Annotated in this window: 18 protein-coding genes, 3 tRNA genes and 4 pseudogenes; 15 read left to right on the top strand and 10 right to left on the bottom strand. The window is 70.4% G+C overall.

Annotated elements, in window-relative coordinates; all coding sequences use genetic code 11:
- Positions 1-8: 8 nt before the first annotated feature.
- The 3 genes and pseudogenes from ftsH to tilS form a co-directional block, all read right to left on the bottom strand.
- A pseudogene (ftsH, locus tag QQK29_RS06735) lies at positions 9-2023 on the bottom strand (ATP-dependent zinc metalloprotease FtsH).
- Positions 2024-2210: 187 nt separating this feature from the next.
- A complete protein-coding gene (gene hpt, locus QQK29_RS06730; protein ID WP_284298870.1) occupies positions 2211-2762 on the bottom strand; it encodes a hypoxanthine phosphoribosyltransferase in 552 nt (183 codons plus the stop codon).
- Between the two features lie 9 nt (positions 2763-2771).
- Complete coding sequence (gene tilS, locus QQK29_RS06725) at positions 2772-3926, bottom strand: tRNA lysidine(34) synthetase TilS (RefSeq protein ID WP_284298868.1); 1155 nt, start codon at positions 3924-3926, stop codon at positions 2772-2774.
- Positions 3927-3970: 44 nt separating this feature from the next.
- Here tilS and QQK29_RS06720 point away from each other — a divergent pair.
- Positions 3971-4455, top strand: a pseudogene (locus QQK29_RS06720) (inorganic diphosphatase).
- A 103-nt stretch (positions 4456-4558) separates the two neighbouring features.
- On the opposite strand, the gene QQK29_RS06715 reads toward QQK29_RS06720, so the two are convergent.
- Both QQK29_RS06715 and QQK29_RS06710 read right to left on the bottom strand, forming a co-directional pair.
- Positions 4559-5860 carry a C40 family peptidase gene (locus QQK29_RS06715; RefSeq protein ID WP_284298866.1) on the bottom strand — a complete coding sequence of 434 codons (1302 nt, stop codon included), beginning with the start codon at positions 5858-5860 and terminating at the stop codon, positions 4559-4561.
- Complete coding sequence (locus tag QQK29_RS06710) at positions 5853-7076, bottom strand: M23 family metallopeptidase (RefSeq protein WP_284298864.1); 1224 nt, start codon at positions 7074-7076, stop codon at positions 5853-5855. The genes QQK29_RS06715 and QQK29_RS06710 overlap by 8 nt, the downstream gene beginning before the upstream one ends.
- A gap of 292 nt (positions 7077-7368) precedes the next feature.
- Here QQK29_RS06710 and QQK29_RS06705 point away from each other — a divergent pair.
- From QQK29_RS06705 to QQK29_RS06685, 5 genes are all read left to right on the top strand, one after another.
- Positions 7369-7444, top strand: a tRNA-Glu gene (locus tag QQK29_RS06705).
- A gap of 27 nt (positions 7445-7471) precedes the next feature.
- Positions 7472-7545, top strand: a tRNA-Asp gene (locus tag QQK29_RS06700).
- A gap of 58 nt (positions 7546-7603) precedes the next feature.
- A tRNA-Phe gene (locus QQK29_RS06695) sits at positions 7604-7679 on the top strand.
- 56 nt (positions 7680-7735) lie between these two features.
- On the top strand, positions 7736-9238 hold the full coding sequence (locus QQK29_RS06690; RefSeq protein ID WP_284298862.1) for an MATE family efflux transporter: 1503 nt from the start codon (positions 7736-7738) through the stop codon (positions 9236-9238).
- A gap of 88 nt (positions 9239-9326) precedes the next feature.
- Positions 9327-9818 (top strand): hypothetical protein, encoded by a 492-nt coding sequence (locus tag QQK29_RS06685; protein WP_284298860.1) that lies wholly within the window; start codon positions 9327-9329, stop codon positions 9816-9818.
- Here QQK29_RS06685 and QQK29_RS06680 read toward each other — a convergent pair.
- Positions 9806-10726 carry a G protein-coupled receptor family protein gene (locus QQK29_RS06680; RefSeq protein ID WP_284298858.1) on the bottom strand — a complete coding sequence of 307 codons (921 nt, stop codon included), beginning with the start codon at positions 10724-10726 and terminating at the stop codon, positions 9806-9808. The two genes, QQK29_RS06685 and QQK29_RS06680, sit on opposite strands and share 13 nt — an antisense overlap.
- A 131-nt stretch (positions 10727-10857) precedes the next feature.
- Here QQK29_RS06680 and QQK29_RS06675 point away from each other — a divergent pair, with 131 nt between their 5' ends.
- Positions 10858-11421, top strand: coding sequence for a hypothetical protein (locus tag QQK29_RS06675; RefSeq protein WP_284298856.1), 564 nt, complete (start codon positions 10858-10860; stop codon positions 11419-11421).
- A gap of 62 nt (positions 11422-11483) precedes the next feature.
- Positions 11484-12980, top strand: coding sequence for an FAD-dependent oxidoreductase (locus QQK29_RS06670; protein ID WP_284298854.1), 1497 nt, complete (start codon positions 11484-11486; stop codon positions 12978-12980).
- On the opposite strand, the pseudogene QQK29_RS06665 reads toward QQK29_RS06670, so the two are convergent.
- From QQK29_RS06665 to QQK29_RS17860, 4 genes and pseudogenes are all read right to left on the bottom strand, one after another.
- Positions 12958-15067: pseudogene (locus tag QQK29_RS06665) on the bottom strand (acyl-CoA dehydrogenase family protein). The gene QQK29_RS06670 and the pseudogene QQK29_RS06665 overlap by 23 nt on opposite strands.
- Positions 15068-15318: 251 nt before the next feature.
- Positions 15319-16191, bottom strand: a complete 873-nt coding sequence (ypfJ, locus tag QQK29_RS06660) for a KPN_02809 family neutral zinc metallopeptidase (protein ID WP_284298852.1) — start codon at positions 16189-16191, stop codon at positions 15319-15321.
- Positions 16192-16264: 73 nt separating this feature from the next.
- The gene (locus QQK29_RS06655; RefSeq protein WP_348533829.1) at positions 16265-16762 is read right to left on the bottom strand and encodes a lysophospholipid acyltransferase family protein; all 498 of its coding nucleotides are present in this window, start codon (positions 16760-16762) and stop codon (positions 16265-16267) included.
- Complete coding sequence (locus tag QQK29_RS17860) at positions 16759-16968, bottom strand: lysophospholipid acyltransferase family protein (protein WP_348533828.1); 210 nt, start codon at positions 16966-16968, stop codon at positions 16759-16761. The genes QQK29_RS06655 and QQK29_RS17860 overlap by 4 nt, the downstream gene beginning before the upstream one ends.
- Positions 16969-17434: 466 nt before the next feature.
- Here QQK29_RS17860 and QQK29_RS06650 point away from each other — a divergent pair, with 466 nt between their 5' ends.
- From QQK29_RS06650 to QQK29_RS06620, 7 genes and pseudogenes are all read left to right on the top strand, one after another.
- Positions 17435-17932, top strand: coding sequence for an NfeD family protein (locus tag QQK29_RS06650; RefSeq protein ID WP_284298850.1), 498 nt, complete (start codon positions 17435-17437; stop codon positions 17930-17932).
- A gap of 35 nt (positions 17933-17967) precedes the next feature.
- Positions 17968-19458 (top strand): flotillin family protein, encoded by a 1491-nt coding sequence (locus QQK29_RS06645; RefSeq protein WP_284298848.1) that lies wholly within the window; start codon positions 17968-17970, stop codon positions 19456-19458.
- 199 nt (positions 19459-19657) lie between these two features.
- Positions 19658-20827 carry an ABC transporter ATP-binding protein gene (locus QQK29_RS06640; protein ID WP_284298846.1) on the top strand — a complete coding sequence of 390 codons (1170 nt, stop codon included), beginning with the start codon at positions 19658-19660 and terminating at the stop codon, positions 20825-20827.
- Positions 20828-20847: 20 nt separating this feature from the next.
- Positions 20848-22026: a polyamine ABC transporter substrate-binding protein gene (locus QQK29_RS06635; RefSeq protein ID WP_284298844.1), complete on the top strand. Its 1179-nt coding sequence runs from the start codon at positions 20848-20850 to the stop codon at positions 22024-22026.
- Positions 22019-22909: an ABC transporter permease gene (locus tag QQK29_RS06630; protein ID WP_284298842.1), complete on the top strand. Its 891-nt coding sequence runs from the start codon at positions 22019-22021 to the stop codon at positions 22907-22909. Before QQK29_RS06635 ends, QQK29_RS06630 begins: the two co-directional genes overlap by 8 nt.
- The gene (locus tag QQK29_RS06625; RefSeq protein WP_284298840.1) at positions 22906-23766 is read left to right on the top strand and encodes an ABC transporter permease; all 861 of its coding nucleotides are present in this window, start codon (positions 22906-22908) and stop codon (positions 23764-23766) included. The genes QQK29_RS06630 and QQK29_RS06625 overlap by 4 nt, the downstream gene beginning before the upstream one ends.
- 204 nt (positions 23767-23970) lie before the next feature.
- A pseudogene (locus QQK29_RS06620) lies at positions 23971-25453 on the top strand (amidohydrolase).
- The last annotated feature ends 80 nt before the right edge of the window (positions 25454-25533 follow it).

Raw genomic sequence — 25533 nt, 5'->3', positions numbered from 1 at the left:
GGCGAGCCTTACGCGGGCGCGATGCCGGGCGTCTGCCGCGGGCGCGGGGTGCGCTGCGGCTTCACCGGCGGCTCGGAGTCGACCCCCGCATCCACGGCGCCCGGGTCGACGGGCGCGGATGCGGCGATCTCGATCGGAGGCAGGTCGCTGAGCGGACGATGCGTGCTCGAGAGCCACTGCGGGCGCTCGGGCAGGCGACGCACCTCGGCGAAGATCTCGGCCAGCTGGTTGTGGTCGAGGGTCTCCTTCTCGATGAGCTCGCGCGCGAGGCGGTCGAGGATGTCGCGGTTGTCGGTGAGCACCTGGTAGGCCTCGTCGTGCGCCTGCTCGATGAGCGCGCGCACCTCGAGGTCGACCTTCTCGGCGAGCTCTTCGGAGTAGTCGCGCTGGTGGCCCATGTCGCGACCGAGGAACACCTCACCCTGCGACTGACCCAGCTTGACGGCGCCGATCGTGGCGCTCATGCCGTACTCGGTCACCATCTTGCGGGCCGTCGCGGTGGCCTTCTCGATGTCGTTCGACGCGCCCGTCGTCGGATCGTGGAACACGATCTCTTCCGCAACGCGGCCGCCCATCGCGTAGGTCAGCTGGTCGAGCAGCTCGTTGCGGGTCACCGAGTACTTGTCTTCGAGCGGCAGCACCATCGTGTAGCCGAGGGCCCGGCCGCGCGGCAGGATGGTGACCTTCGTCACGGGGTCGGTGTGGTTCATCGCCGCCGCCGCGAGCGCGTGACCGCCCTCGTGGTAGGCCGTGATGAGCTTCTCCTTGTCTTTCATCACGCGGGTGCGGCGCTGCGGACCGGCCATCACGCGGTCGACGGCCTCGTCGAGCGCGCGGTCGTCGATCAGCTGCGCGTTGCTGCGCGCCGTGAGCAGTGCGGCTTCGTTGAGCACGTTCGCGAGGTCGGCGCCGGTGAAGCCGGGAGTCTTGCGGGCGAGCACGGCGAGGTCGACGTTCTTCGACATCGGCTTGCCCTTGGCGTGCGTCTCGAGGATCTTCTCGCGGCCCTTGAGATCGGGCGCGTCCACGCCGATCTGCCGGTCGAAGCGGCCGGGCGCAGCAGCGCGGGGTCGAGGATGTCGGGCCGGTTGGTGGCGGCGATCAGGATGACGTTGGTCTTCGGGTCGAAGCCGTCCATCTCCACGAGCAGCTGGTTGAGCGTCTGCTCGCGCTCGTCGTGGCCACCGCCGAGGCCGGCGCCACGATGACGCCCGACGGCGTCGATCTCGTCGACGAAGATGATGGCCGGCGCGTTCTGCTTCGCCTGCTCGAAGAGGTCGCGCACGCGGCTCGCGCCGACGCCCACGAACATCTCCACGAAGTCCGAACCGCTGATCGAGTAGAACGGCACGCCGGCCTCGCCCGCCACGGCGCGCGCGAGCAGCGTCTTACCGGTGCCGGGAGGGCCGTACAGCAGCACGCCCTTCGGGATGCGGGCACCCACGGCCTGGAACTTCGACGGGTCCTTCAGGAAGTCCTTGATCTCCTGCAGTTCCTCGACCGCCTCGTCGACGCCCGCGACATCCGCGAACGTCACCTTGGGGCTCTCCTTGCTCACGAGCTTGGCGCGCGACTTGCCGAACTGCATGACGCGGTTGCCGCCGCCCTGCATCGAGCTGAACAGGAACCAGAAGATCACGCCGATGAGCAGGAACGGGATGAGGATGCCGAGCAGGCTCGTGAACCAGTTGGTCTGGGGCACCTCGTCGTCGAACTCGGCCTTCGACGCCGTGATCGCCTGCACGATCTCCTCGCCGCGAGGCGTGACGTAGTAGAACTGCACCTGCGTGCCGAGCTCCACGTCATCCGCCACGTACGCCTTCGAGAGGGTGAGGTCGACGCGCTGCTCGCCGTCGACGATCTTGACCTTCTCGACCGTCGAGCCATTGAGCAGCTCGAGGCCCTGCTGGGTCGTGATCGCGCGGAAGCCGGATGCCGTCAGCAGGTTGAAGCCGACGATGAGGATGACCGCGCCCAGCAGGATGTAGATGAGCGGGCCACGGAAGATGCGCTTGAAGTCCATGTGCGTGCGGGCGGGAACCCGCATCCTTTCCTCTGAGACGTGCCCCTCAGGCTACCGCCCGGCTCCTTTATCCCGTCTGGACGTTCGCCCAAGGCGGATGGAGTGGTTGCCAAACGCTGCAGCGCTCCCTCCCCCGCGCCAGCAATCTCTGCCGCCCTGGGTCAAACGCTGCAGCGTTTGAGACGGGTCAGGAGTACACGTGAGGAGCGAGGATGCCGACGGCGCGCAGGTTGCGGTATCGCTCGGCGTAGTCGAGGCCGTAGCCGACGACGAAGTGATTCGGGATCTCGAAGCCCACGTACTTGACGTCGACGTCGACCTTCGCGGCCTCCGGCTTGCGCAGCAGCGCGCAGATCTCCACCGTCGCAGCGCCGCGCGACGACAGGTTCTCGCGCAGCCACGAGAGGGTGAGCCCCGAGTCGATGATGTCCTCGATGATGAGCACGTCGCGGCCGGTCAGGTCGGAGTCGAGGTCCTTCAGGATGCGCACCACGCCCGAGGACTGCGTGCCGGCGCCGTAGGAGCTCACCGCCATCCAGTCCATCTCGATGTGCCTGCGCAACTCGCGCGATACATCCGCCATCACCATGACCGCGCCCTTGAGCACGCCCACGAGCAGCAGCTCACGGCCCTCGTAGTCGCGCTCGATCTCGCGGCACAGCTCGGCGATGCGTTCGTGGATCTGCGCCTCGCTGAGCAGCACCTCTGTCAGGTCACCTGTGATGTCGGCCGGCTCCATGGGTCAACCCTACTTGCGTGCCGACGGTGCCCCATGGGCCGAGAACACCAGCAGCCGTCCCTCACGGCGTGCCGTGAGGCCCGGCAGGTCGATGGGGCCCTGGCCGTGCCAGTCGGTCACGAGGCGTGCCACCTCGACGGTGTGCGCCCAGCTGAGCGACACCCCGAACTCCGACGCCACGACGTAGCGGATGACGCGCTGGCGCACGGCTGCGGGGTTCGCCGCGAGGGCGGGCACCGACACCGCGATCCCGGCCTCGGCCGGCTCGCAGATGTCTTCGGCCACCTCCTCGATCTGGTGCACGAACGCCTCCTCGTCCTGCCGCAGCAGTTCGGCCGTGCGCGCGAGGGCCTCGGCGACGCCCGGCCCGAGCTCTGCCTCCAGCACGGGCAGCACCCGCTCGCGCACGCGCACCCGTGCGTACGTGGGATCGAGGTTGTGCGGGTCGTCCCACGGCTCGAGTCCCTCGTCGAGGCAGGCCTGCCAGGTGGTCGCCCGCCGGATGCCGAGCAGCGGGCGGCGCAGGGTGCCGGCATCCGCTTCCATTCCCATGAGGCTCGCGCCGCCGCTGCCGCGCGCGAGCCCGAGCAGCACCGTCTCGGCCTGGTCGTCGAGGGTGTGCGCGAGCAGCGTCGCGCTCGCGCCGGTCTCGGTGACGGCCGCGAGGATCGCCGCGTACCGCGCCTCGCGGGCCGCCGCCTCGGGGCCGCCTGCGGTGCCGACTTCGACGCGGGTGACGATCACGGGGTCGAGCCCCAGCGTGCGGGCCTGCTCCGCGGCGCGGGCGGCCACAGCATCCGAGCCCTCCTGCAGCCCGTGGTCGACGACGATGGCACCCGCCCGGATGCCGGCGCGCGGCGCCTCGAACGCGGTCGCCGCCGCGAGCGCGAGTGAGTCGGCGCCGCCGGAGAGCGCCACGAGCACGAGCGGCGCGGCCTCACCCCCGGTCGTCTGTGTCGAAAATGCAGGAGAACCCGCGCGTGTCGTCGGCCGCGCCCCGGATTCTCGGGCGGTCGCCGCAGAATCTCCTGCATTTTCGACATTGACGGAGGCGGCGGCGGCGGAGGCGGACGCGGCGGTCAGGTCGGCGAGCGACACGCGCACGGCACGGCGGATGTCGGCCCGAGCGGGCGTGAGACGGGGTCGCGGGGCGTCGGCGGGCATCAGCTAACGTTATTGCGCGCACCGCAGCAACGACAGGAGCCCCCATGGCCGAGTACGCCGCCGTCATCGAGATCCCCAAGGAAGCCGCAACAAGTACGAAGTCGATCACGAGACCGGCCGCGTCTTCCTCGATCGCGTGCTCTTCACCGGGTTCGTCTACCCCACCGACTACGGCTACTTCGAGAACACCCTCGGCCTCGACGGCGACCCCGTCGACGTGCTCGTGCTTCTGGACTACCCGCTCTTCCCCGGCGTCGGCGTCAAGGTGCGCCCCGTCGGCGTGTTCAAGATGACCGACGACGGCGGGTCGGATGCCAAGGTGATCGCCGTGCAGGCCAAGGACCCGCGCTGGGCGCAGATTCAGGACGTCTCCGACATCCCGGAGTACACCCGCAAGGAGATCGAGCACTTCTTCGAGCACTACAAGGACCTCGAGCCCGGCAAGTGGGTCAAGACCGAGGGCTGGGGCGACGCCGCCGAGGCCGAGGCCATCGTGCAGGCGGGCATCGAGGCGTTCCCCGGGCACTGAGTTCCAATGCCCCGCGGTAATCCGCGGCGCTCGGGCGTGGCGCGGGGTTTCGAGACGCGCGGCCTCGCCGCGCTCCTCAACCCGCTGGCAGGCGCGGCGGAGCTCAGCCGGTCGGGCGCCCCACGTAGGGCACGCGGTCGTAGGCGCGCGCCGAGACGATGCGCACGGGCGCGCTCGGGTTCGGGGCCTCGATCATCATGCCGCCGCCCAGGTAGATCGCGACGTGGTACTTGCGCGCGATCGTGGCCGAGCCGCCATCCGAGTAGAAGATCAGGTCGCCCGGCAGCGCCTGGCTGAACGGCACGAGACGCCCCTGTGCGGCCATGTAGTTGTACTGGTCGGTCGAGCTGTGGATGCCGATGTAGACACCCACGGATGCGTACGACGCCTTGGTGAGACCGGAGCAGTCCCACGCGTCGGGGCCCATGCCGCCCAGCTGGTACCGCTCGCCGAGCTGCGCCTTCGCGTACGCGATCGCGCCGTCGACCGCCGAGGTCACGGGTGTCGGCGGCGGGGCAGGGTCGGACGAGCCGCCGCCGGGGGTTCCACCCGGCGCGCCGCCGTTTCCGCCGCCGGGTGTGCCGCCCGCGGGCGGCTGCGGCTGCTGCGCCGCGACACCCTCCGCGTAGGCGCGCTCGAGCTCAGCCGTGGTGCCCTTCAGGCTGGCGAGCTGCGCGTACAGCACCGACTGGTTCGCCTGCTGCGCCGCGACCTGCGTCTCGACGTCCGCGGCGGCCTGCTCGGCATCCGACTGTGCCTGCTGTGCAGCCTCGGCCCGCGCACGACGCTCGCTCTCGGCGAGCTCCGCCTCGGCGGTGAGCGACGACACTGCCTTCTGGTCGAACACGGCCTGCTCCACGAGCGCCGCCGACGACTCGCTGAGCTTCGACATCGTTCCCAGCCGCGAGAGCAGGCTGTCGGCGTCGGCCTCCGACGAGAAGACGAGCGAGTTCATCGCGTCGCTCCCACCCGTGCGGGCGAGACGCGCCACCAGGCTCGCGGCGAGCTTCGCGGATGACTCGGCGCGTTGCGTCGCATCGGCCAGCTGGTCGGAGAGGCGGGTGGTCTTCGCCTCCGCGGCCTGCAGCTCGTTCTGGGCGAGCAGGGCGTCCTCCGCCTTCTGCATCGCGACCTTTTCAAGCGCGGCCGCCTGGGCCTGCAGTTCGCCGACGAGGCCCTCGAGCTTGGCGATCTCGGCCTTCTTCGCCGACTCGCTCTGCTTGGCCGCCTGCACCTCGGCCCACGTGGGATAGTCATCGCCCGGTGCCGCCGCGACCGAGATCCCGCCCGTCGCGGTCAGCGCGAAGGCCGCGGCGATCGAGACAGCCGCGGTCGCCGCCGGCCCGGCGGGTCGGCGGAACGCGGATCCTCCCGGACGCTCCGGGCGATCGGGGCGATCAGCCAAGCGTGATCCCCTGGTTGCGCATGAACGGCACCGGGTCGGTCAGCGTCTCGCCGTACCGCACGATGAAGTGCAGGTGGCATCCGGTGGAGTGGCCCGTTGTGCCGGTGCGCGCGATGAGCTGCCCGGGGCCGACCTGCTGACCCACGTGCACGCCGATACCGCCCGGCATGATGTGCGCGTAGCCGGTGTTGGTGCCGTTGCCGTGCTCGATGCGGATGTAGTTGCCCCAGGTTCCGTACCAGCCGGCGTACACGACGGTGCCGGCGTGAGCCGCGTAGATCGGGATGCCGCATCCGCCCGCCAGGTCAACGCCGGTGTGGAAGGCGCGCGAGCCGTTGATCGGGTCGTAGCGCCAGCCGAAGTTCGACGAGATGTAGCCGCCGGCTGGGCGCGCCCATCCGCTCGCGCTGACCTCGCCCGCGGCCCCCGAGCCCCACTGCTGTTTGAGCCCCTCGAGGTAGTCGGCCTCGGTCACCTCGCGCTTCTCGGTGAGGAAGGCGACGAGGGATTCGGCCTGGGCTTTGGCCACCTGCAACGCGTCGAACTTCTGCTGCGCGTCGATCTGGGCCGCCTGGGCGATCTCGAACTTGGCCTGCGCATCGGCCCGCAGCTCGTCGAGCTTGGCCTCTTCGAGCACCTCCTGCTCGGCGAGCGAGCTCGCGGTCTTCTGCAGCTGCACGGCCCTCGAGTACACGGCGTCGCTGTGCTCGGTGACCTTCTGCATCGTGCCGATGCGGTAGAGGTAGCCGTCGGCGTTCCCGGAGTCGCCGAGCAGTCCGGCGGTGAGGTCGCCGCCCCCGCCCTGCTTGGCGAGGTTGGCGATGAGCTGCGTCGACTCGAGCCGCGCCTTGTCGGCCTCGGCCTGAGCGGCGGCCGCCTGATCCTTCACGGCTTGCGTGACCATCGACTGCTCGTCGAACTTCTGTTGCGCGTCGGCGTACTCCGTGCCGCGCCGCTCGGCCTCCGCCTGGGTGCGGTCGACCTCGACCTGCGCCGCGGCGATGCTCGCGTTGAGCGACTTGAGCTGAGCCTTGGCGGCCGCCTCGTCGCGCTTGGCGGCCTGTACGTCCGTCCAGCTCGGGAAGTCGGCTGTCGGAGCCGCGACGGCGGGCTGCACGCCGAGGGTGAAGGCGAGCGCGATCGACGCGGCTCCCGCCACGATCGCGGTCGCGCGCGATCCGGCGCCTTGTGCGCGGCTGATCCCCCGGTGTTGCATCTCTCCCCGTCCCGTGACGTCGTCTCTCGGCGTTATGTCACATGAGCAACATCACTCACACTAACAACATGAGCCGCGGTCGCCAAGGCATGCTGCGGCGGGTCAAGCCTCAACTATGAGTTGAAGTTGTGGCGGAGGGCGCGCCCGGCGCGGCCGCATCCGACGAAAAACGGATGCGACGCAGGCTGCCGGGGCAGCATCCACCTCGCGTCGTGGCGCTTCGGCGTCGATTAGCGTTAAGGCGGATCGCCACGTATGCTTGAGCGTCGGTTGCTATGCGGTTCGCCGCCATGGCCCCATCGTTTAGTGGCCTAGGACACCGCCCTTTCACGGCGGCAGCACGGGTTCGAATCCCGTTGGGGTCACCAAATCGCACCGTACAATTTCATATGCAAGGCCCTGTAGCGCAGTTGGTTAGCGTGCCGCCCTGTCACGGCGGAGGTCGCGGGTTCAAGTCCCGTCAGGGTCGCTGATCGAGAGCCTTTCCGAAAGGGGAGGCTCTTGAACAATCAGCGGGCGACCGCTGAGGCTCTGTAGCTCAGTTGGTAGAGCGCACGACTGAAAATCGTGAGGTCACGGGATCGACGCCCGTCGGAGCCACCACGGAAAGCCCCCGCAACGCCGGGGGCTTTCGTCATGTCCTCTACCGGAGCACCCTCATGTCCACCTCGCTCATCACGGGCAACCCCTGGCGCGTCATCCTGCTGTTCTCGGCCCCGCTGCTCGTGGGCAACGTGGTGCAGCAGCTGTACCAGGTGGTCGATGCGGTCGTCGTGGGGCGCTACCTCGGCATCGGCTCGCTCGCCGCTGTGGGGGCGACGGGCAGCCTGCTGTTCCTGCTGCTCGGCTTCGCCTGGGGGCTCACCTCGGGGTTCGCGATCCCCACCGCGCAAGCGTTCGGCGCGGGCGACATGGCTGGCGTGCGCCGCTCCGTGGCGGCCGGCACGATCCTCACCGCCGGCGCCACGGCGGTGCTGACGATCGGCGCCCCGCTCATCGCCGAGGCCGCGCTCCGCATCATGAACACCCCGCCCGAGCTGCTGCTCGAGGCCGTGATCTTCGCGCAGATCAACTTCCTCGGCGCCGGCGCGATCATGTTCTTCAACTACCTGGCGGCGATCATCCGCGCCATCGGCGACTCGCGCACCCCGCTCGTGTTCCTCATGATCGCGTGCGGGCTCAACATCGGCCTCGTCATCCTCATGGTGGGACCGCTCGGCTGGGGCGTCGCGGGCGCCGCCATCGCCACCGTCGTGTCGCAGGCCGTGTCAGTGCTGCTGTGCCTCGAGTACGTGCGCCGTCGCGTTCCGGCCCTCCACGTGCGTCGCGCCGACTGGCGAGTGAGCCGCACCGACCTTGCCGTCCACCTGCGGCTCGGACTGCCCATGGGCTTTCAGGCCTCGATCATCGCCATCGGCACGCTCGCGGTGCAGATCCGCCTCAATGATCTCGGAGCGGATGCGGTCGCCGCGTACACGACCGCGTCGCGGGTCGACGGCCTCGCGGTCGCGCTGCTGCAGTCGCTCGGTCTCGCGGTGTCGATGTTCGTGGCGCAGAACTTCGGCGGCGGCCGACCCGACCGCATCCGCCGAGGCGTGCTGCAGGGCACCTGGATGTCGATCGGCGCGGCGGTGCTGCTCGGCGCCGTCTTCATCACTCTCGGCACCCCGCTCGTGCGGCTGTTCGTGGGCGACCAGTCGGATGCGGTGGCTGCGATGGCCGCCGAGATGCTCGTCATCAACGGCGCGTGCTACACCGCGCTCGGGGTGCTCTTCGTGCTGCGCGGTGCCCTGCAGGGCCTCGGCCACACGATGATCCCGACGGTGACCGGCGTGGTCGAGCTCGTCATGCGCGTGGGTGCTGCCGTGGTGCTGGGCGCCGCCTTCGGCTACGTCGGCGTCGTCTGGAGCAACCCGCTCGCCTGGCTCGGCGCGATGGTCATTCTCATCCCGGCCTACGTGCGTGCGCACCGCGCGCTCGCCCATGAGCCCATCGCCCCGGCGCTCGTCACCCCGACCACGCCGATCCCGGTCGTCGGCCCGAGCGATGGCTCGATGGTGGTCGACGCGATCGTGACGCAGCCGATCACGCTGCCCGCGACCGCGGAGCGTCGCAACCTCGTGCGCGTGCTCGCGCGCCGCGCGCCCTCACGACGCCGCTGAACTCCCGCTGCAGGTCTTCCGCCTCTACACCCACCGCTCGAGCGCGGCTAGCGTGAGGCCCGTGCCCCCACGACCACGACGATCCGAGATGGTCGCCGATGCGACGCTCGTGTCGCTCGCGGCGGTACGGCAGGCGGTCAAGAACGTGATGCTCGTGCGGGCGCTGCGCGACGACGTCGACTTCGACGAGGAGTGGTACGCGGATGCCGCCCGCCGCGAACTCGAGGAGCTCGCGGGGGAGGCGGCTGCGGAAGCGGCGCGCCTGCGCGAGGTACGCGAGGCGACCCGGCGGCGGCGCGGGGTCGCGCGGGCGGCGGACGACTACCGCGCGGCCGACAGCCGACACCTCAAACGGCGAGCACGCGTGCTCGAGGAACTCGTCGAGGAGCTGCGGCGGCTCATGCAGGACGACACGACCGTCAGCACCCTCATCACCGAGGCGCGGCTGCGGGCCCTCGACGAGATCACCGCGACTACGGCATCCGTCCCCGGCCTCGGCCGCGAGCGCGCCGCCACGGGGATCGCCCGTTCGCGTGCACTGCAATCGCTGCGGGAGGAACTCAGCGACTACGCCGACTGACGCCTACTGGGGAGGCGTCGGGGCGCCAGGAGCCGGCGGCACGGGAGGCACGCCCTGCTGCTGCACGGGCGGAACCGCCTGTTGCGGCGCGGCCTGCGGCGGCACCGGCTGAACACCGGGCGGCGTCGGCTGCACCTGCTGCACCCCGGCGGCACCGGCTGCACCTGCACGGGCTGCTGCGCGTAGTACCCGGGCGCCTGGTAGTACTGCTGCTGCACGGTCTGCACGGGTTGGGCCGGCTTCGGCGCCTTCGGCTCGAACGCACGCACGATGAGCGGGATCACCGTGGTAACAACGGCGACGAGCGTCGCCGCGCCAGCCACCCGCCACCACCAGTCGGGCCACTCGGGCTCGGGGAACGCGGCGGGGATCGCGAGGATGAGCGCCGTCACCCACACCAGACCGATCGTCAGGATCGCGGTGATCTTGCCCACTTGCGAGCGCGCACGCGTGACGAAGTAGAGGCCGTAGAGCTGCGTGAACAGCAGCGCGAGCCGGAAGAGCACGATGATCAGCACGAGTCGCATCGTCTGCACGAACCACACCGAGGCGGCCGCCGTGTCTTCGGGCTGCAGCCAGCCGTTCCACAGCTTGATGAGACCGATCGCCACGAGCACGACGTTGACGATCGTCGAGACGCCCAGGTACCAGCGGTTGGGACCGTTGCCGACGTTGGCGTCGAGCACGACCGCACCCGCGAAGAGGCCGACGAGCAGGAGGGTCATCCACGCGCGACCGGCGATATTGGCCTGGTCGCCGACGATGATGAAGTAGCCGCCGAGCACGGCCGCCGCGATGAGCGCGCCGACGGCCAGGAAGAGCGACATCGTCGCCGCGCGCGAGCGACGCACGGCGGGGGTCTCGGGCGCCTGGGGCGCGGGGCCGTCGGAGGGAGGGGTGGTGGTCATGCCTGCGATTGTGTCAGACGGGGCCGCCGTGACAAGGGCAGAACTCCCCCGGCTGTGGGAAACGCATCCGTAACCCAGGTGTGACCGCGTGGACGACAGCGTGGCACCGCCGAGGGCTAGCGTGTTGTGCGATGGCCCTTCCGCGCTCCCCGTTCCGGCGACGTCCGCTGTTCGCCGACCTCGTCGCGGATGCGCTGCTCGTCGCGCGCGCGGGCGTGCGGCAACGCGTGAAGAACGTGGTGATCCTGCGCACCCTGCGCGACGGCGCCGACTTCGACCTCGAGTGGTACACGGATGCCGTGCGCACGGAACTCGAGGCGCTCGCGGTGGAGAACGAGACGGCTGCCGAGCAGCTGGTGCGCGACGCTGCGTATGCACAGGGCCGGCATTTCCGCGCCGCAACCGCTCGCGACTACGTCGACCGCGACGTGCCCAAGCTGCGCCGCCGCCGCCGCGTGCACCTGGCGCTCGCGGCCCGCCTGCGCGCACTCGCCGACGACGAGCTCGCGGTGGTCGCCCTCGTGGAAGACGCCCGCATGCTCGCGCTCGACGACATCGCCTCCGCCGCCGCCGCCGTGCCACGCGCCGACGGGCCGCGCCCGCTCACGGGACCTGCCCGCCGCATCGCGCTCGCCGACCTCGTCGAAGACCTCGACGAGCTCGGGCGGGCTCAGACGTCGCCCGCGGGCGACTAGCGTCATTCACGCCGCAGTCAACCCCGCTGCCATCCGGTGCGGAACGCACTACCGTCACCCGCATGACCTCGCTCTGGCATGCCGACGCTCCCCAGATCCCGACCGACCCACTCCCCGACGGCGGACGCTTCGACCACATCGTCGTCGGCGCCGGGCTCACGGGCCTCACGACGGCACTGCTGCTCGCCCGCCGCGGCAAGACGGTCGCGGTGCTCGAGGCCCGCACGGTCGGCGCTATCGCGACCGGCAACACGACCGCGAAACTCAGCCTGCTGCAGGGCGTGAAGCTGCAGCGCGTGCGCAGCCGCAACATCCGTGCCGTCTTCGACGCCTACGTCGACAGTCAGCGGGCCGCCTTCGACTGGATGGTCGACTACCTCACCGATCGCGGCGTCGCGTTCGAGCGCCGCCCGGCCGTCACCTGGGCGGAGAGCCCCGAGGAGCGCGACACCGTGCGCCGCGAGTACGAGGTGGCGCGCGCCGCGGGACTGCCGGTGCGCTGGGAGGAGGACGTGGCGCTCCCGACGCGCGGCTACGGCGCCGTCGTGCTCGACGATCAGGTGCAGTTCGACCCCATGGAGGTGCTCGCCTCCCTCGCCGCCGACGTGCGCGCGGCTGGCGGTGTGATCGTCGAGGGTGCCCGGGTGACGCGCCTCGAACTCGGCTCGCCGGTCGTCGCGCACACGAGCCTCGGCCGCGTCTCGGCACCGGATGTCGTGCTCGCCACCGGCACACCGCAACTGGACCGCGGGCTCTACTGGGCGAAGGTCGAGGCGCAGCGCAGCTACCTCGTGTCGTTCCGCGTACCCGGGGCCAACCCGCACGGCGATACGGGCATGTTCCTCGGAGCGGGCGGCGGGGCGCACAGCGTGCGCTGGCACCGGGGATCGCTGCTCGTCGGCGGATCGGGTCACGGCGTGGGTCGACAGGAGCCCGGCTTCGACCCCTACGGCGAGCTCGAGGAGTGGGCGCAGCGGTTGTGGCCGGGCGCGGAGGTCACCCACCGCTGGTCGGCACAGGACTACGCGTCGTTCTCCGGCATCCCATTCGTGGGCTACCTGCCGCGCACCCGCAAGCGCGCCTACTTTGCGACCGGCTTCGAGAAATGGGGCATGACCGGCGCCGTCGCCGCGGCCCTACTCCTCGACGCCGACCTCGAGGGCCGCCGCGAGGGCTGGCAGCGCGTGCTCGGCATGCGTCCGACCCTGCCGCAGACGATAGGCGTGGGCATCGGTGCGGGGGCCGCCGTCGCCTCCTGGTACGCGCGCGGCTACGCGGGCGCGGTGCGGGATGCCGTGCGCAGCATCCGTGACGGCGAACCGCACCTCGCCCCCACGGCGATCGTCGCCGACGAACTGGGGGCCCAGGAGGTCTGCCTGGTCTGCCCGCACCTCGGCGGCATCGTGCGCTGGAACCCCGCCGAGTCCACCTGGGACTGCCCCGCGCACGGCTCGCGCTTCGAGGCGACCGGTCGCGTCATCGAGGGCCCCGCGAAGCGCGGCCTCAGCACCCGCGTGCTGCGCAAGGACGCCGAGGTCAGCGCTTCGACTTCGCCCTGAGCGTCTTCTCGTCGATCGGCGCCTCGCCGGATGCCCGCAACGCCGCGTAGTAGGCGCGCGCCTCATCCTGCCGCTCCTGCTCGCCACCGTCGGCGATCGGCGCGCGCACGAGCTCGGGGTGAGCCCGAACGCGGCGACGAGCTCGAGCGCGTGCTCGCGGATGCGAGGCAGCAGCCGGTCGTCGATGTACGCCGTGATCGCCGCGGCACGCTGCCCCGAGAGGCGCCCGTGCACGAGGTACCAGGCGGCATCCTTCTCGATGAGCCCGAGGCCGAACAGGTCGCGCAACCAGGTGAGCACCTGCTTGGTGTCGCCATCCGGAACCTTCGCGAGCGCACGCGTGAACGCCTCCCACTGCAGCAGCTCGCCGTGGGCGCGCGCCGTCTGGATGAGGTCGTTCTGGTAGCGGTTGAAGAGCGCGGCGGCGTCGACGGGGGAGAGCTTGGATGCGGGCCGCAGTTTGCCGGCGAGCTCGGCCACCGCGGTGTGCACGCGGTCGGTCAGCAGCTGGCGCTGCGAATCCTCGTCGCGCACGAAGCCCACCGAGCGGGCGGTCGAGCCGAAGTCGGCGATCGCCTGGCCGAGCTGACGCAGGCCCGAGCGGTTGACCGTGGCCTCACCCACCTGACCCACGACGAACTGCGCCATCGCCCCGGCATCCGCGTTCTTGAAACGCTTCGCGTAGTCGGTGAGCAGGCGCTTGGCGACGAGCTGCAGCAGCACGTTGTTGTCGCCCTCGAAGGTGGCGTAGATGTCGAGGTCGGCGCGCAGCTGGGTGAGGCGGTTCTCGGCCATGAAGCCCGCGCCGCCGCAGGCCTCGCGGGCCTCCTGCAAGATCTCGAGCGCGGCCCAGGTGGAGAGCGGCTTGAGCGCCGCCGCGATCGTCTCAAGGTCTTCGCGGGTCGCAGGGTGTCTTCCTCGCCCGAGAAGACCCTGTCGAACAGCTCGAGGAACTCCTCGTGCGCGAACGACATGGCGTAGGTCTGGGCGAGGCGCGGCAGCAGGCGACGCTGGTGGCGCTGGTAGTCGAGCAGCACCTCCTCGTCGTGCGTGCCCGCGGTGAACTGGCGACGCTGCGTGCCGTAGGTGATCGCGATGTGCAGCGCGAGCTTCGAGGCGAGCGTCGAGGCGCCGTCGAGCGACACGCGGCCCTGCACGAGGGTGCCGAGCATCGTGAAGAAGCGGCGGCCGGGGCTCTCGATGGGCGAGGTGTAGACGCCGTTCTCGTCGACATCCCCGTAGCGGTTGAGCAGGTTGGTGCGCGGCACCCGCACCTGATCGAAGGCGAGTCGGCCGTTGTCGATGCCGTTGAGACCGCCCTTGAGGCCGTCGTCGTGGCTGCTGACGCCGGGAAGGAGCTCGCCGTTCGCGTCGCGGATCGGCACGTAGATGCAGTGCACGCCGTAGTTGACGCCCTTCACGATGAGCTGCGCGAACACCGTGGCCGCGCGCCCGTGCAGGGCGGCGTTGCCGAGGTACTCCTTCCACGCCGCGGCGAACGGCGTGTGGATGACCCACTCGTCGGTCTCCTCGTCGAGGGTCGCCGTGGTGCCGATCGAGGCGACATCCGAGCCGTGGCCGCGCTCGGTCATGGCGAAAGCGCCGGGGATCTCGAGGCTCATCGCGTCGGGCAGGAACTGCTCGTGGTGCCGTTCGGTGCCGAGGTGCAGGATCGCGGCGGCGAAGAGGCCCCACTGCACGCCCGACTTGATCTGCAGCGAGGGGTCGGCCAGCACGAGCTCCTCGAACGCGGCGATGTTGCCGCCCGCGTCGTCACGCCCGCCGAAGCGCTTCGGGAAGGCGCGGTGCACGGCATCCTCCTTCACGAGAAGGTGCAGCTGACCGAGCACGCGAGCGCGGTGCTCGGCGAGCGACAGGTCGCCCTGGAACCAGAACTCGGGCCGGGAGGCGAGCTTGCGCGACGCCTTGCGATCGTCGGCCCAGCGCCCGAGCAGATACTCGCCGAGCCACGCGGTGTCGACGGTGAGTTCGGCGGATGCGGTGGCCGCGTCACGCGGCGTGCTCACCTCGTCGGGCAGTTCGGGCGCGTCGTTCTTCGGAGCGGCGGCGGCTTCTGTGCGCGTCATGGCGTCCTCCTGAAGGAGAGTCGTGGGGATGACTTCACGCTAGGTCGGGTCGGCGCGGGTGTCGACTGTGTCGTCCGGCGGGCACGAATCGGGCGCGCCCCGGTGCCACGGTCGTTGTGGGAAACGGCCAATCGGGGCACGTTCCGGTTGGCGGTTTCGAGACGCATCGCCTGGCGGCGACGCTCCTCAACCACCGGGCCGCAGAGGTGGTTGAGGAGCGCCGCAGACGCGTCTCGAAACCCCCGCCGCCGTCAGAGCTGCGAGCCCGGCACCGAGAACGTGTCGCACGCCGTGAACGTGCCCTGCCGGCCGGCGTTGAACCACTTCTGCCGCTGCTCGCTCGCGCCATGCGTCCAGGTCTCGGGCGTCACCTGCCCCTGCGTCTGCTCCTGGATGTGGTCGTCACCCACCGCGGATGCGGCACTCAGCGCGTCGGCCCACTCGGCATCCGAGAGGGGTTCGAGATAGCTCACCCCGTTCTCGTCGGTGGTCTGCTCGGCGGCGCCGAGCGCGGCGCCCGCATAGCAGTCGGCCTGTAGCTCGAGGCGCACGCCGTCGGAGTCCGGGCCCGTCTGCGAGTTGTCGATGCCGTTCATCTGCCCGGTGATGTTCTGGATGTGGTGACCCCACTCGTGCGCCACCACGTAGAGCTGGGCGGCCGGTCCGCCGCTGGAACCGAAACGGTCGCGCAGCTCGTCGAAGAACGCGGTGTCGATGTAGATCGTCTCGTCGGGCGGGCAGTAGAACGGGCCGACCGCGCTCGTGGCGCCCCCGCACCCGGTGCTCGTCTGCCCCGTGAACAGCTGGATCTGCGTGCTGCGGTAACCGCTCTCGAAGGAGCCGGCCCAGTAGTCGTCGAGGAACGCCGCGGCACCCTTCATGCGGCAGTCGAGGTCGTCGTTGGCGTCGGAGCCGGTCTGGCACTGCTCGAGCGCCGAGTCGTCGCCGCCGGTCGAACCGCCGCCCATGCCGTCGACGAGCCCGGTGAGGTCGGGACCGCCGAGCAGCGCGACCACGAGCGCGATGATGCCGACGACGCCGACACCGCCGCCGACCGCGATGCCGCCCTTGGCCCGGCGGCTGATACGGCCCTTGCTGATGTCGGAGCCCTCGTTGAAGGTCATGTCGGCACGCTAGTGCCCCTGCGGCGCTCTGCCCACCCCGTTGCGTCGGTCCGCATGATCGTGCAGGGGCACGTCAGCGGCGCTCGCGACGCAGGATGCGGCTCACGCGTTCCCGCACCGTCGTGGCCGGTGGCTCGTTGTAGACGCCCGCCGGCTCCTGGCCCGAGAGCCGTTGGATCTCGGCCATCACGGCATCCGTCGCCTCGCGACGCGCGCGTCCCGAGGTGGCGGGGCCGAAGTGCGAGAGATCGAGCGGCTCGCCGAACTTCACCGTGACCCGGGCGAAACGGATGGGCCCCTTGCCGCCCGGCTGCATGCGGTCGGTGCCGATGAGGCCCACCGGCACCACCGGGACGCCCGCCGTGAGGGCGAGCCACGCGACCCCCGTGCGGCCGCGGTAGAGCCGCCCATCGCGCGATCGCGTGCCCTCGGGATAGATCGAGAAGGCCTCTCCCGCCTGGAGCACGCGGAGACCCGCGTCGAGCGCATCCTGCGCGGCCGATCCCGCACCCCGCTCGACCGGCACCGCGCCGACGCCACCGAAGAACGCCCGCTGCAGGCGGCCCTTCACCCCCGGCCCGTGAAGTATGCGGACTTCGCCATGAACGACACCGAGCGTCGCGCCACGAGCGTCAGCACGATGCTGTCGATGAAGGCGAGGTGGTTGGATGCGATGAGCACGCCGCCCCGCTTCGGCACGTTCCGGCGCCCGATCACCTTCGGGCGGAACACGAGTCGTGCGAGCGGCGACAACAGCAGCCGGCTGAAGAAACGCACGTTCCAGCGTCGCATCCCCTGCATGCCCCCTCGCGCATGCGGCGATCCTGTGGGCGGCGGTTTCGAGACGCCGCTGCGCGGCTCCTCAACCACCTGAGTGTGCCTGCGCGGCTCCTCAACCCGCTGGGTGTGCGCTCCCCGGCCTTCAACCCGCTTGGTGTGCGCTGCGCGGTTCCTCAACCCTCTGGATCGGCTGTCCGGTGCGGCGGCGGTTTCGAGACGCCGCTCCGCGGCTCCTCAACCCCTGAGTCCGCGCGCGACAGGGGGACGGCACGCTCAACCGAGCCTGTCGAGCGGAGCGCGGGTCGGGGATCGCTTCCCGGACGCTGGCATCGGGACTGGCGGGAGCGCATCGCCGCCAGGCGATACGCGGGGGCATGCGTCCGGGAAGCGATCCCCGTCCCGCGCGGGAGCGACCACGGAACCGATTCCTCTGCCCCGCAGGAGCGCCCCCTAGACTCAAGGCATGCTCCCCTTCCTCATCGTCGGCGGAATCGGACTCGTTCTCGTCATCTTCTCGCTCATGTTCGACGAGATCCTCGACTTCCTCGACGGCGCGCTCTCGGGCACCGCGGTGGGGAGTGCGCTCGCCGTGTTCGGCGCGTCCGGGGCGATCGCGGTGGCGAACGGCCTGCCCGACTGGTCGGCGTACCTGATCGCCGCGCTCATCGCGATCGTGGTGTTCGTGGGCGTGCAGTTGCTGATCCGCAGTCTGCGTCGCAGCGAGGACGGCACTCCGTCGTCACCGGTCGGCCTCTACGGCGTCACGCGCTCGAACGTCTCCACGACCTCGGGTGAGGTGAGCCTCGACGGCCCGCACGAGATCGAGACGCGTCTCGCGTTCGCCGACGAGCCGATCCCGCGCGACACCCGCATCCGGGTGATCGAGCTGCAGGGTTCGCGCGTGCGTGTCGAGCGCGCCGTGCCGCTCGCGCGTGACGAGACCCCTGCATCCGAGAACTGACCACCACCCTCACAACTCCGAAAGGCCACGCTCCCGTGAACTTCTTCACCGAGAACGTCACCGTCTTCGCCGTGCTCGCGCTCATCGTCGTCGCGCTCGCGATCTTCGCGTTCGTGGCGGGCCGCATCAAGCGCGTTCCGCCGAACTCCGCCATGGTCATCGTGGGCCGCGGCGCCGGCCACAAGGGCGGTGAGCCGGATTCCGGCCAGCGCGTCGTGATCGGCGGACGCGTCTTCATCTGGCCGATCCTGCAGCAGGGCTTCCTGGTGTCGCTCGAGCAGCGCCAGATCGGCATCGCGGTGGAGGGTGTCGACAAGAACTTCATCAAGCTCGCCATCCAGGCGTCGGTGAACTTCAAGGTGTCGGGCACCGCCGAGGGCGTGCGACGCGCGGCCCAGCGCTTCCTGTCGCAGCAGAACTCGCTCACCCAGATCATCCAGCAGTCGCTCGAGGGCTCGCTGCGCTCGATCATCGGCAACATGCCGGTGCAGGAGATCATCTCCAACCGCAACGCCCTGTCGGAGGCGGTGGTCGAGGCCACCAAGCTCGACCTGGCCGAGCAGGGCCTGCAGGTCGACCTGCTCAACATCTCCGACATCTCGACGCCCGGCACGAGCTACCTCGCCGACCTCGGTCGCGCCGAGGCGGCGCTGGCCCGTCAGAACGCCGAGGTCAAGGAGGCCGAGACGCAGCGGGCCGCCGAGTTCGCGCGCATCGAGGCGGCCGAGCAGATCGCCGAGCGCCAGAAGGCGCTGAGCCTCAAGCAGGCGTCGATCAAGGCCGAGACCGACCGCGCCAACGCCGAAGCGAACGCGGCCGGCCAGCTCGCGACCGCCGAGCAGGACCGCATCGTCGCCGCGGAGCAGCGGGAGGCTCTCGCCGAGCAGGCCCGCGTGGAGCAGGAGCGCCTCGACATCACCGTGCGCAAGCCCGCCGAGGCGGAGGCATACGCGACGGTCCAGGCGGCCCAGGCCGAACGCGACGCCGCGAACGCGGCGACCGAGGCGGATGCGTTCAAGCGCACCAAGATCGCCGAGGCGAACAAGGTGGCCGCGGTGCAGGATGCCGAGGCCGCCGCCGAGGCCGTGCGCCTGGCCGGTATCGCCGAGCGCGACAAGCAGGTGGCGCTCGCTCAGGGCATCAAGGCCGAGGGTGAGGCGCGCGGTGCCGCGATCGCCGCCGAGGGTCTCGCCGAGGCGCAGGCGATCGATGCCAAGGCCGAAGCGCTCAAGAAGTACGGTGACGCCGCCCTCGCGCAGGAGATCATCGGCCGCCTGCCCGAGATCACCCGTGCGGTCGCCGAGCCGCTCTCCGCGATCGGCAACCTCACGGTCGTCTCGACGGATGGCGCCTCCGCCGTCACGAAGACCGTCGGCCAGGTGGCGAGCGAGGTCCCGGCCGTCGTGAAGAACCTCACCGGACTCGACCTCACCGCGCTGCTGAGCGGGGTGGCCGGCGGAGCCCTTGCGGATGCCGCGAAGCCGGCCGCGAAGCGCGCACCGAAGGCGACGCCCCCGGCGGAGTAAGCCGCAACGTCAGCGAGGGGCCGCATCCGGGCCTGCCCACCTCGGGGAGGGCGCCGGATGCGGCCCCTCGGTGTTTCGCCCGTCGGTTTCGATAGCGGATCGGTTCAGAGGCGACGGATTTCGTATCGAAACGTTGAGATCGCGAGGGATTCAGGCTTGAATGACCCGAGAGCCGGAAGACGCCCAACGGAGGACGCCTATGAGCCGATCTGCCGACCCCCGCGCGGACATCGCGACGGAGCGGGGCGCCGTCACGCTCCAGGCGGTCACCAAGCGATACGGCGATCAGACGGCCGTCGACGCGCTCAGCCTCGACATCCAGCCCGGCGAGTTCCTCTCGCTGCTCGGCCCCTCCGGGTGCGGCAAGACGACGACGCTGCGCATGATCGCGGGCTTCGAGCATCCCGACGAGGGCGACATCCAGATCTCGGGGCGCAGCGTGCTCGGCACCCCCGCCTATCGGCGCGACGTCAACACGGTGTTCCAGGCGTACGCGCTGTTCCCGCACCTGACGGTCGCCGAGAACGTGGCCTACGGGCTGCAGCAGAAGCGGGTGCCCAAGCTCGAGTTGCGTGAACGCGTGGCGGCGGCGCTCGAGATGGTGCAGATGCGCGGCTTCGCCGACCGCAAGCCGACGCAGCTCTCGGGCGGTCAGCAGCAGCGGGTGGCGCTCGCCCGCGCGCTCGTCAACCGGCCGGCCGTGCTGCTGCTCGACGAGCCGCTCGGCGCCCTCGACCGGCAACTGCGCGAGGAGATGCAGCTCGAGCTCAAGCTGCTGCAGGCGCAGCTCGGCATCACCTTCGTGTTCGTCACGCACGACCAGGACGAGGCGCTCTCGATGAGCGACCGGATCGCCGTCATGCGCGACGGACGTATCGAGCAGCTCGCGGATGCCGACACGATCTACGCGCGCCCCGCATCCGCGTATGTGGCCGCGTTCGTGGGCCAGCAGAACTTCTTCGACGGCGTCGTGGCGCCCGACGGCGCGGGGGTCGACAGCCCGCGCGCGCAGCTGCGGCCCGCGACGCCGCTCAGCGGTTTCGCGGCGGGTGACGCGGCGCGCGCCGCCGTGCGCCCCGAGTTCGTCGAGCTGTCGGCCGACCGCCCGAGCGGCAACGTCAACATCGCCTCCGGCGACGTGATCGGGGTGTCGCACCTCGGCGAGATGCTGCAGTTCCTCGTGCAGCTCGACGAGCAGACCGCCGTGCTGTCGCGGCGCCCCACCCCGGATGCTCCGGCCCTGTCGGTCGGCGACCGCGTGTGGGCGACGTGGCGCCCGGATGCCGTACAGGTCTTCCCCGCCGGTGACGCGGCCGCACGCAGCGGCTACGTTCCGCCTCCGACCGCCGCCCAGATCTCCGACCCCTGACCCCGAGAGGACACCCCACCATGGCCGCCAACGACGACGTCCGCATTCTCGCCAGCCGCGCAGCAGCGCCGATCGTGCGCCGCGAGCTCTCCCGCCGCGGCTTTCTCGCCGTCGCCGGCGGTGTCGGCACCACGATGCTGCTCGCCGCCTGCACGACCCCCGGCGGCGACCCCGCCCCGGCGGCGACGGGCGGCACCCTCGAGAACGCCCTCTCGATCTACACCTGGGGCGACTACGACGCCCCCGAGGTGCTCGAGGCGTTCACCTCCGAGAAGGGGCCGCGTATCACGCTCGACTCCTACGGCTCCAACGAGGAGATGATCGCCAAGCTCGTGGCCGCGAAGGGTACCTCGGGCTACGACATCATCGTGCCGACGGGGGTCTTCATCCCCCAGCTGATCGAGAACGGGCTGCTCTACAAGCTCAACCGCGACCTCATCCCCAACATCGAGCACGTCGACGAGGCCTACCTCGGGCGGGTGTGGGATCCGAACAACGAGTACTCCATCTGCAAGGCCTGGGGCACGACGGGCTTCGTCTACGACAAGACCGTCATCCAGCGCGAGCTGAAGACCTGGGACGATTTCTTCGACGCCGCCAAGAACGAGGCCAGCGGCAAGACGAGCGTGCTCGACGACCCGGTCGAGATCACCGGCATCTACTACTGGGCCAACGGCATCGACTGGGACACCACCGACCCCGCCGAGATCGACGCGGCAGAGAAGTTCCTGCTCGAGGAGCTCGCCCCGCACATCTCGGCGTTCGACTCCTACCCCGGCGGTGCCGCGATCCCGCAGGCCACCCACGCGCTCATGCAGGTGTGGAACGGCGATGCGCGTCTCGGCATCATGAACTCGCCCGACCCCGACCGGTGGCAGTGGGTGCTCGGCTCGCCCGCCACCGAACTGTGGATGGACAACTGGGCGATCTCGGCATCCGCTCCCCACCCGGAGGCGGCGCACGCGTTCCTGAACTTCGTGCTCGATCCCGAGTACGCGGTGGCGCAGATCGACTACATCGGCTACCACACGGGGGCGAAGGGCATCGAGCAGATGGCGGAGGAGGCTGGGCTCGGCATGCTCGACATGGTGTTCTTCACCCCCGAGCAGCTCGCGACGATGCAGGACGGCGAGATCAACGAGGCGCAGGAGCGCAACGTCGAGATCTGGAACAAGTTGAAGGCCGCCGCTGGTGCGTAACCTGCGCCTGCCGGGCTTCGCCCTCGCGATTCCCGCGTGGGTGTGGCTCGCGGTGTTCTTCATCGCCCCGGTCGGGGTGGTGTTCTGGTATTCCTTCGGTTACAAACCGGGGCTGTTCGGCACGCACGCCAACGACAAGCTGTCGCTCGACCGCTACCTCGAGGTGCTCACGCCGACGTTCTTCGACACTTTCGTCGCCACGATGTGGATCGCCCTGGCGGGCACGGCGCTGTGCCTCGTGATCGGCGGGCCGGTGGCGTACTGGATGGCGGTCAAGTCGCCGCCCGCTTGGCGCGGTCTGCTGCTCGCCCTCGTGCTCGTGCCGTTCTGGACGAACTTCCTCGTGCGCACGATCGGATGGCAGGTGATCCTCGCGCCGGAAGGCTGGGCCTCGCAGGCGGCGCAGGCGATCGGGTTGCCGGCGTTCGACATCCTCTACACGCGCGCCGCGGTGCTGCTCGGCGTGGTCTACAACTACCTGCCGCTCATGATCCTGCCGCTCTATGTGGCCTTCGACCGGGTCGGCGAGCCGCTGCGCGAGGCCTCGCGCGACCTCGGGGCGAACCGGCTGCGCACCTTCTGGCGCGTGACGCTGCCGCTCGCGCGCCCCGGCATCATCGTGGGCGTGCTGCTCGTGTACATCCCGCTCATGGGCGACTACATCACCGCGACCGTGCTCGGCGGGGCGAAGGGCAACATGGTGGGACAGATGGTGGCCGCGCAGTTCCAGACCGCGCAGAACTGGGCGCTCGGCTCGGCGATGGCGGTGACGCTCATCCTCGTGATCGTGCTCTCGGCGGGCGTCGTCGGGGCGCTGCTCTGGCTCGTGTCGTGGCCGATGCGGCGGGCCAACCGCCTCGTGCTCGGGGAGGTGGGGTCGTGAGCGCCACGTCGAATCGCATCCGGCGCCCGCTGCTCGACCGGCTCTTGCCGGTGTGGGCGGTGCTCGTCTTCGCGTTCCTCTTCGCGCCGATCATCGTGATCGTCGTGTACTCGTTCAACACGGGTCGGCTCCTCTCGTCGTTCACCTCGTTCGGCATCGAGAGCTTCCTCGCGCTGTTCGAGAAGCCCGTGCTCCTGGATGCCGTGATGGTCTCGCTGCGCACCGGCGCGATCGCCGCCGTGTTGGCAACCGTGCTCGGCACTCTCGCGGGCATCGCACTCGCCCGCCGCACCGGCAAATGGACGGCCTGGTTCGTGGGGCTGCTCGTGCTCGTCTCGGTGACGCCCGAGATCGTCGACGCGATCTCGCTGTTGCCGTGGCTCGTGTTCCTCGGGCAGGATCTCGGGCTCTCGCTCTTCAACGACGGCACGGTGCGGCTCGTGGTCGGGCACTCGCTCTTCTCGGTGGCCGTCGTGAGCTACATCGTGCGCGCGCGGCTCGTGGGCCTTCCCGCGAACCTCGAGGAAGCATCCGCGGACCTCTATGCGCCGCCGCTACGCACCTTCCGCAAGATCACGCTGCCGCTCGCGATGCCGGCCGTGCTCGCGGGGCTGCTGCTGTCGTTCACCTTCAGCCTCGACAACACGATCGTGTCGTCGTTCGTGCAGGTGTCGGGCGCCACCCCGTGGCCCGTGTACGTGCTCTCGGCGCTGCGCGGAGGCCTGCGGCCCGAGATCGCGGCCGTGTCGACCATCATGCTGCTGCTCACCCTCGCCGCCCTCGCGGTCGTCGCGCTCGTGCTGCGCCGCGCGGGCGACTCGTCGACCGAGATCGCCCGCACGATCGCGGGCGGCTGAGGCACCGTATCCGTCGTTCTCAGGAGGACATCCGTGACCCACGCCGACCTCGCCTTCATCGGCGGACCCGTGTTCACCGCCACGACCGTACGCTCGCGCACCCACGCGGTCGCCGTGCGCGATGGGCGCATCGTCGCGACGGGTGAGCGCGACGTGCGCGAGCTGCTCGGGCCCCGCACGGAGGTCGTCGACCTGCGGGGACGGATGCTCGTGCCCGGCTTCCAGGACGCCCACGTGCACCCCGTCTCGGGCGGGCTCGAGCTGCTGCGGTGCGACCTGAACGAGGGGCGCACCGTCGAGGAGTATCTCGTGACGATCGCGGAGTACGCCACTGCGCATCCGGATGAGGAGTGGATCCTGGGTGGCGGCTGGTCGATGTCGGCGTTCCCCGGTGGCACACCCACCGCGGCCGTGCTCGATGCTGTGGTGAGCGATCGGCCGGTGTTCCTGCCCAACCGCGATGGGCATGGCGCGTGGGTCAACACGCGCGCCCTCGAGCGGGCGGGCATCGACGCGCGCACGCCTGACCCGGCCGACGGACGCATCGAGCGCGACGCATCCGGTGCCCCCACGGGCACCCTGCACGAGGGCGATGTCGCTCGTCGATCGGCTGATCTCCGAGGTCGACGACGACGGCATGCTCGCCGGGCTCGTGCGCGGGCAGGCCTACCTGCACTCCTTCGGCATCACCTCCTGGCAAGACGCCATCATCGGCGGTTACGCCGACCTGCGCGATGCGGGTGCCACCTACCTGCGCGCGGATGCCGAGGGGCTGCTCACGGGACGCGTCGTCGGTGCCCTGTGGTGGGATCGCACGGCGGGGCTCGAGCAGATCGACTCGCTCGTCGAACGCCGCGAGCGCTACCGCAGCGCGAACTTCGCGGCGACAAGCGTCAAGATCATGCAGGACGGCGTGGCCGAGAACTTCACGGCCGCGATGCTCGAGAGCTACCACGACGGGCACGGGCATCCCACCGACAACTCGGGCATCTCGTTCGTGCCGCCCGAGGTGCTGGATGTCGCGGTGCCGCGCCTCGACGCGCTCGGCTTCCAGGTGCACTTCCATGCGATCGGCGACCGGGCGGTGCGGCAGTGCCTCGACGCGGTGGAACACGCCATCGCCGCGAACGGCCGCAGCGACAACCGGCACCACATCGCGCACATCCAGGTGATTCATCCGGATGACGTCCCTCGGTTCCGTGCGCTCGGGGTCGCGGCGAACATGCAGTCGTACTGGGCCACGCTCGAGCCGCAGATGATCGAGTTGACCATCCCCTTCCTCGGCGAGCAACGCAGCGCGTGGCAGTACCCCTTCGGCGACCTGCAGCGGGCGGGCGCGGTGCTCGCGGCCGGGAGCGACTGGTCGGTGTCGACGCCCGACCCGCTGGCCGCGATCCACACCGCCGTCAACCGCACGGCCGCACCGGGGCACGAGGACGGCGACTACCCGCCGTTCCACCCCGAGCAGGCGATCGATCTGGCCACCTCGCTGACCGCCTACACGGCCGGCAGCGCCTGGGTGAACCACCGCGAGCACGACACGGGCACCGTCGAGGTGGGCAAGCTCGCCGACCTCGTCGTGCTCGACCGCGACCCCTTCGCGGGGCCTGCCGCCGAGATCGGCGCAACGCGCGTGCTGCAGACCTTCGTCGGCGGCAACCGCGTCTACGCCGCCGACGACGCCTGACCTCCGGGGTGTTCTCGGCGCGCCTGGAGCCGTGACCATGTGGCGGGGAACGCCTCCCGCCCGACGGTCGTTTCTCCCGC

This window comes from Homoserinibacter gongjuensis, assembly GCF_030161875.1.
Taxonomy (GTDB): Bacteria; Actinomycetota; Actinomycetes; order Actinomycetales; family Microbacteriaceae; genus Homoserinibacter; species Homoserinibacter gongjuensis.
The sequence above is the reverse complement of the archived record's forward strand: the minus strand, read 5'-3'. Positions and strand labels throughout refer to the sequence as shown.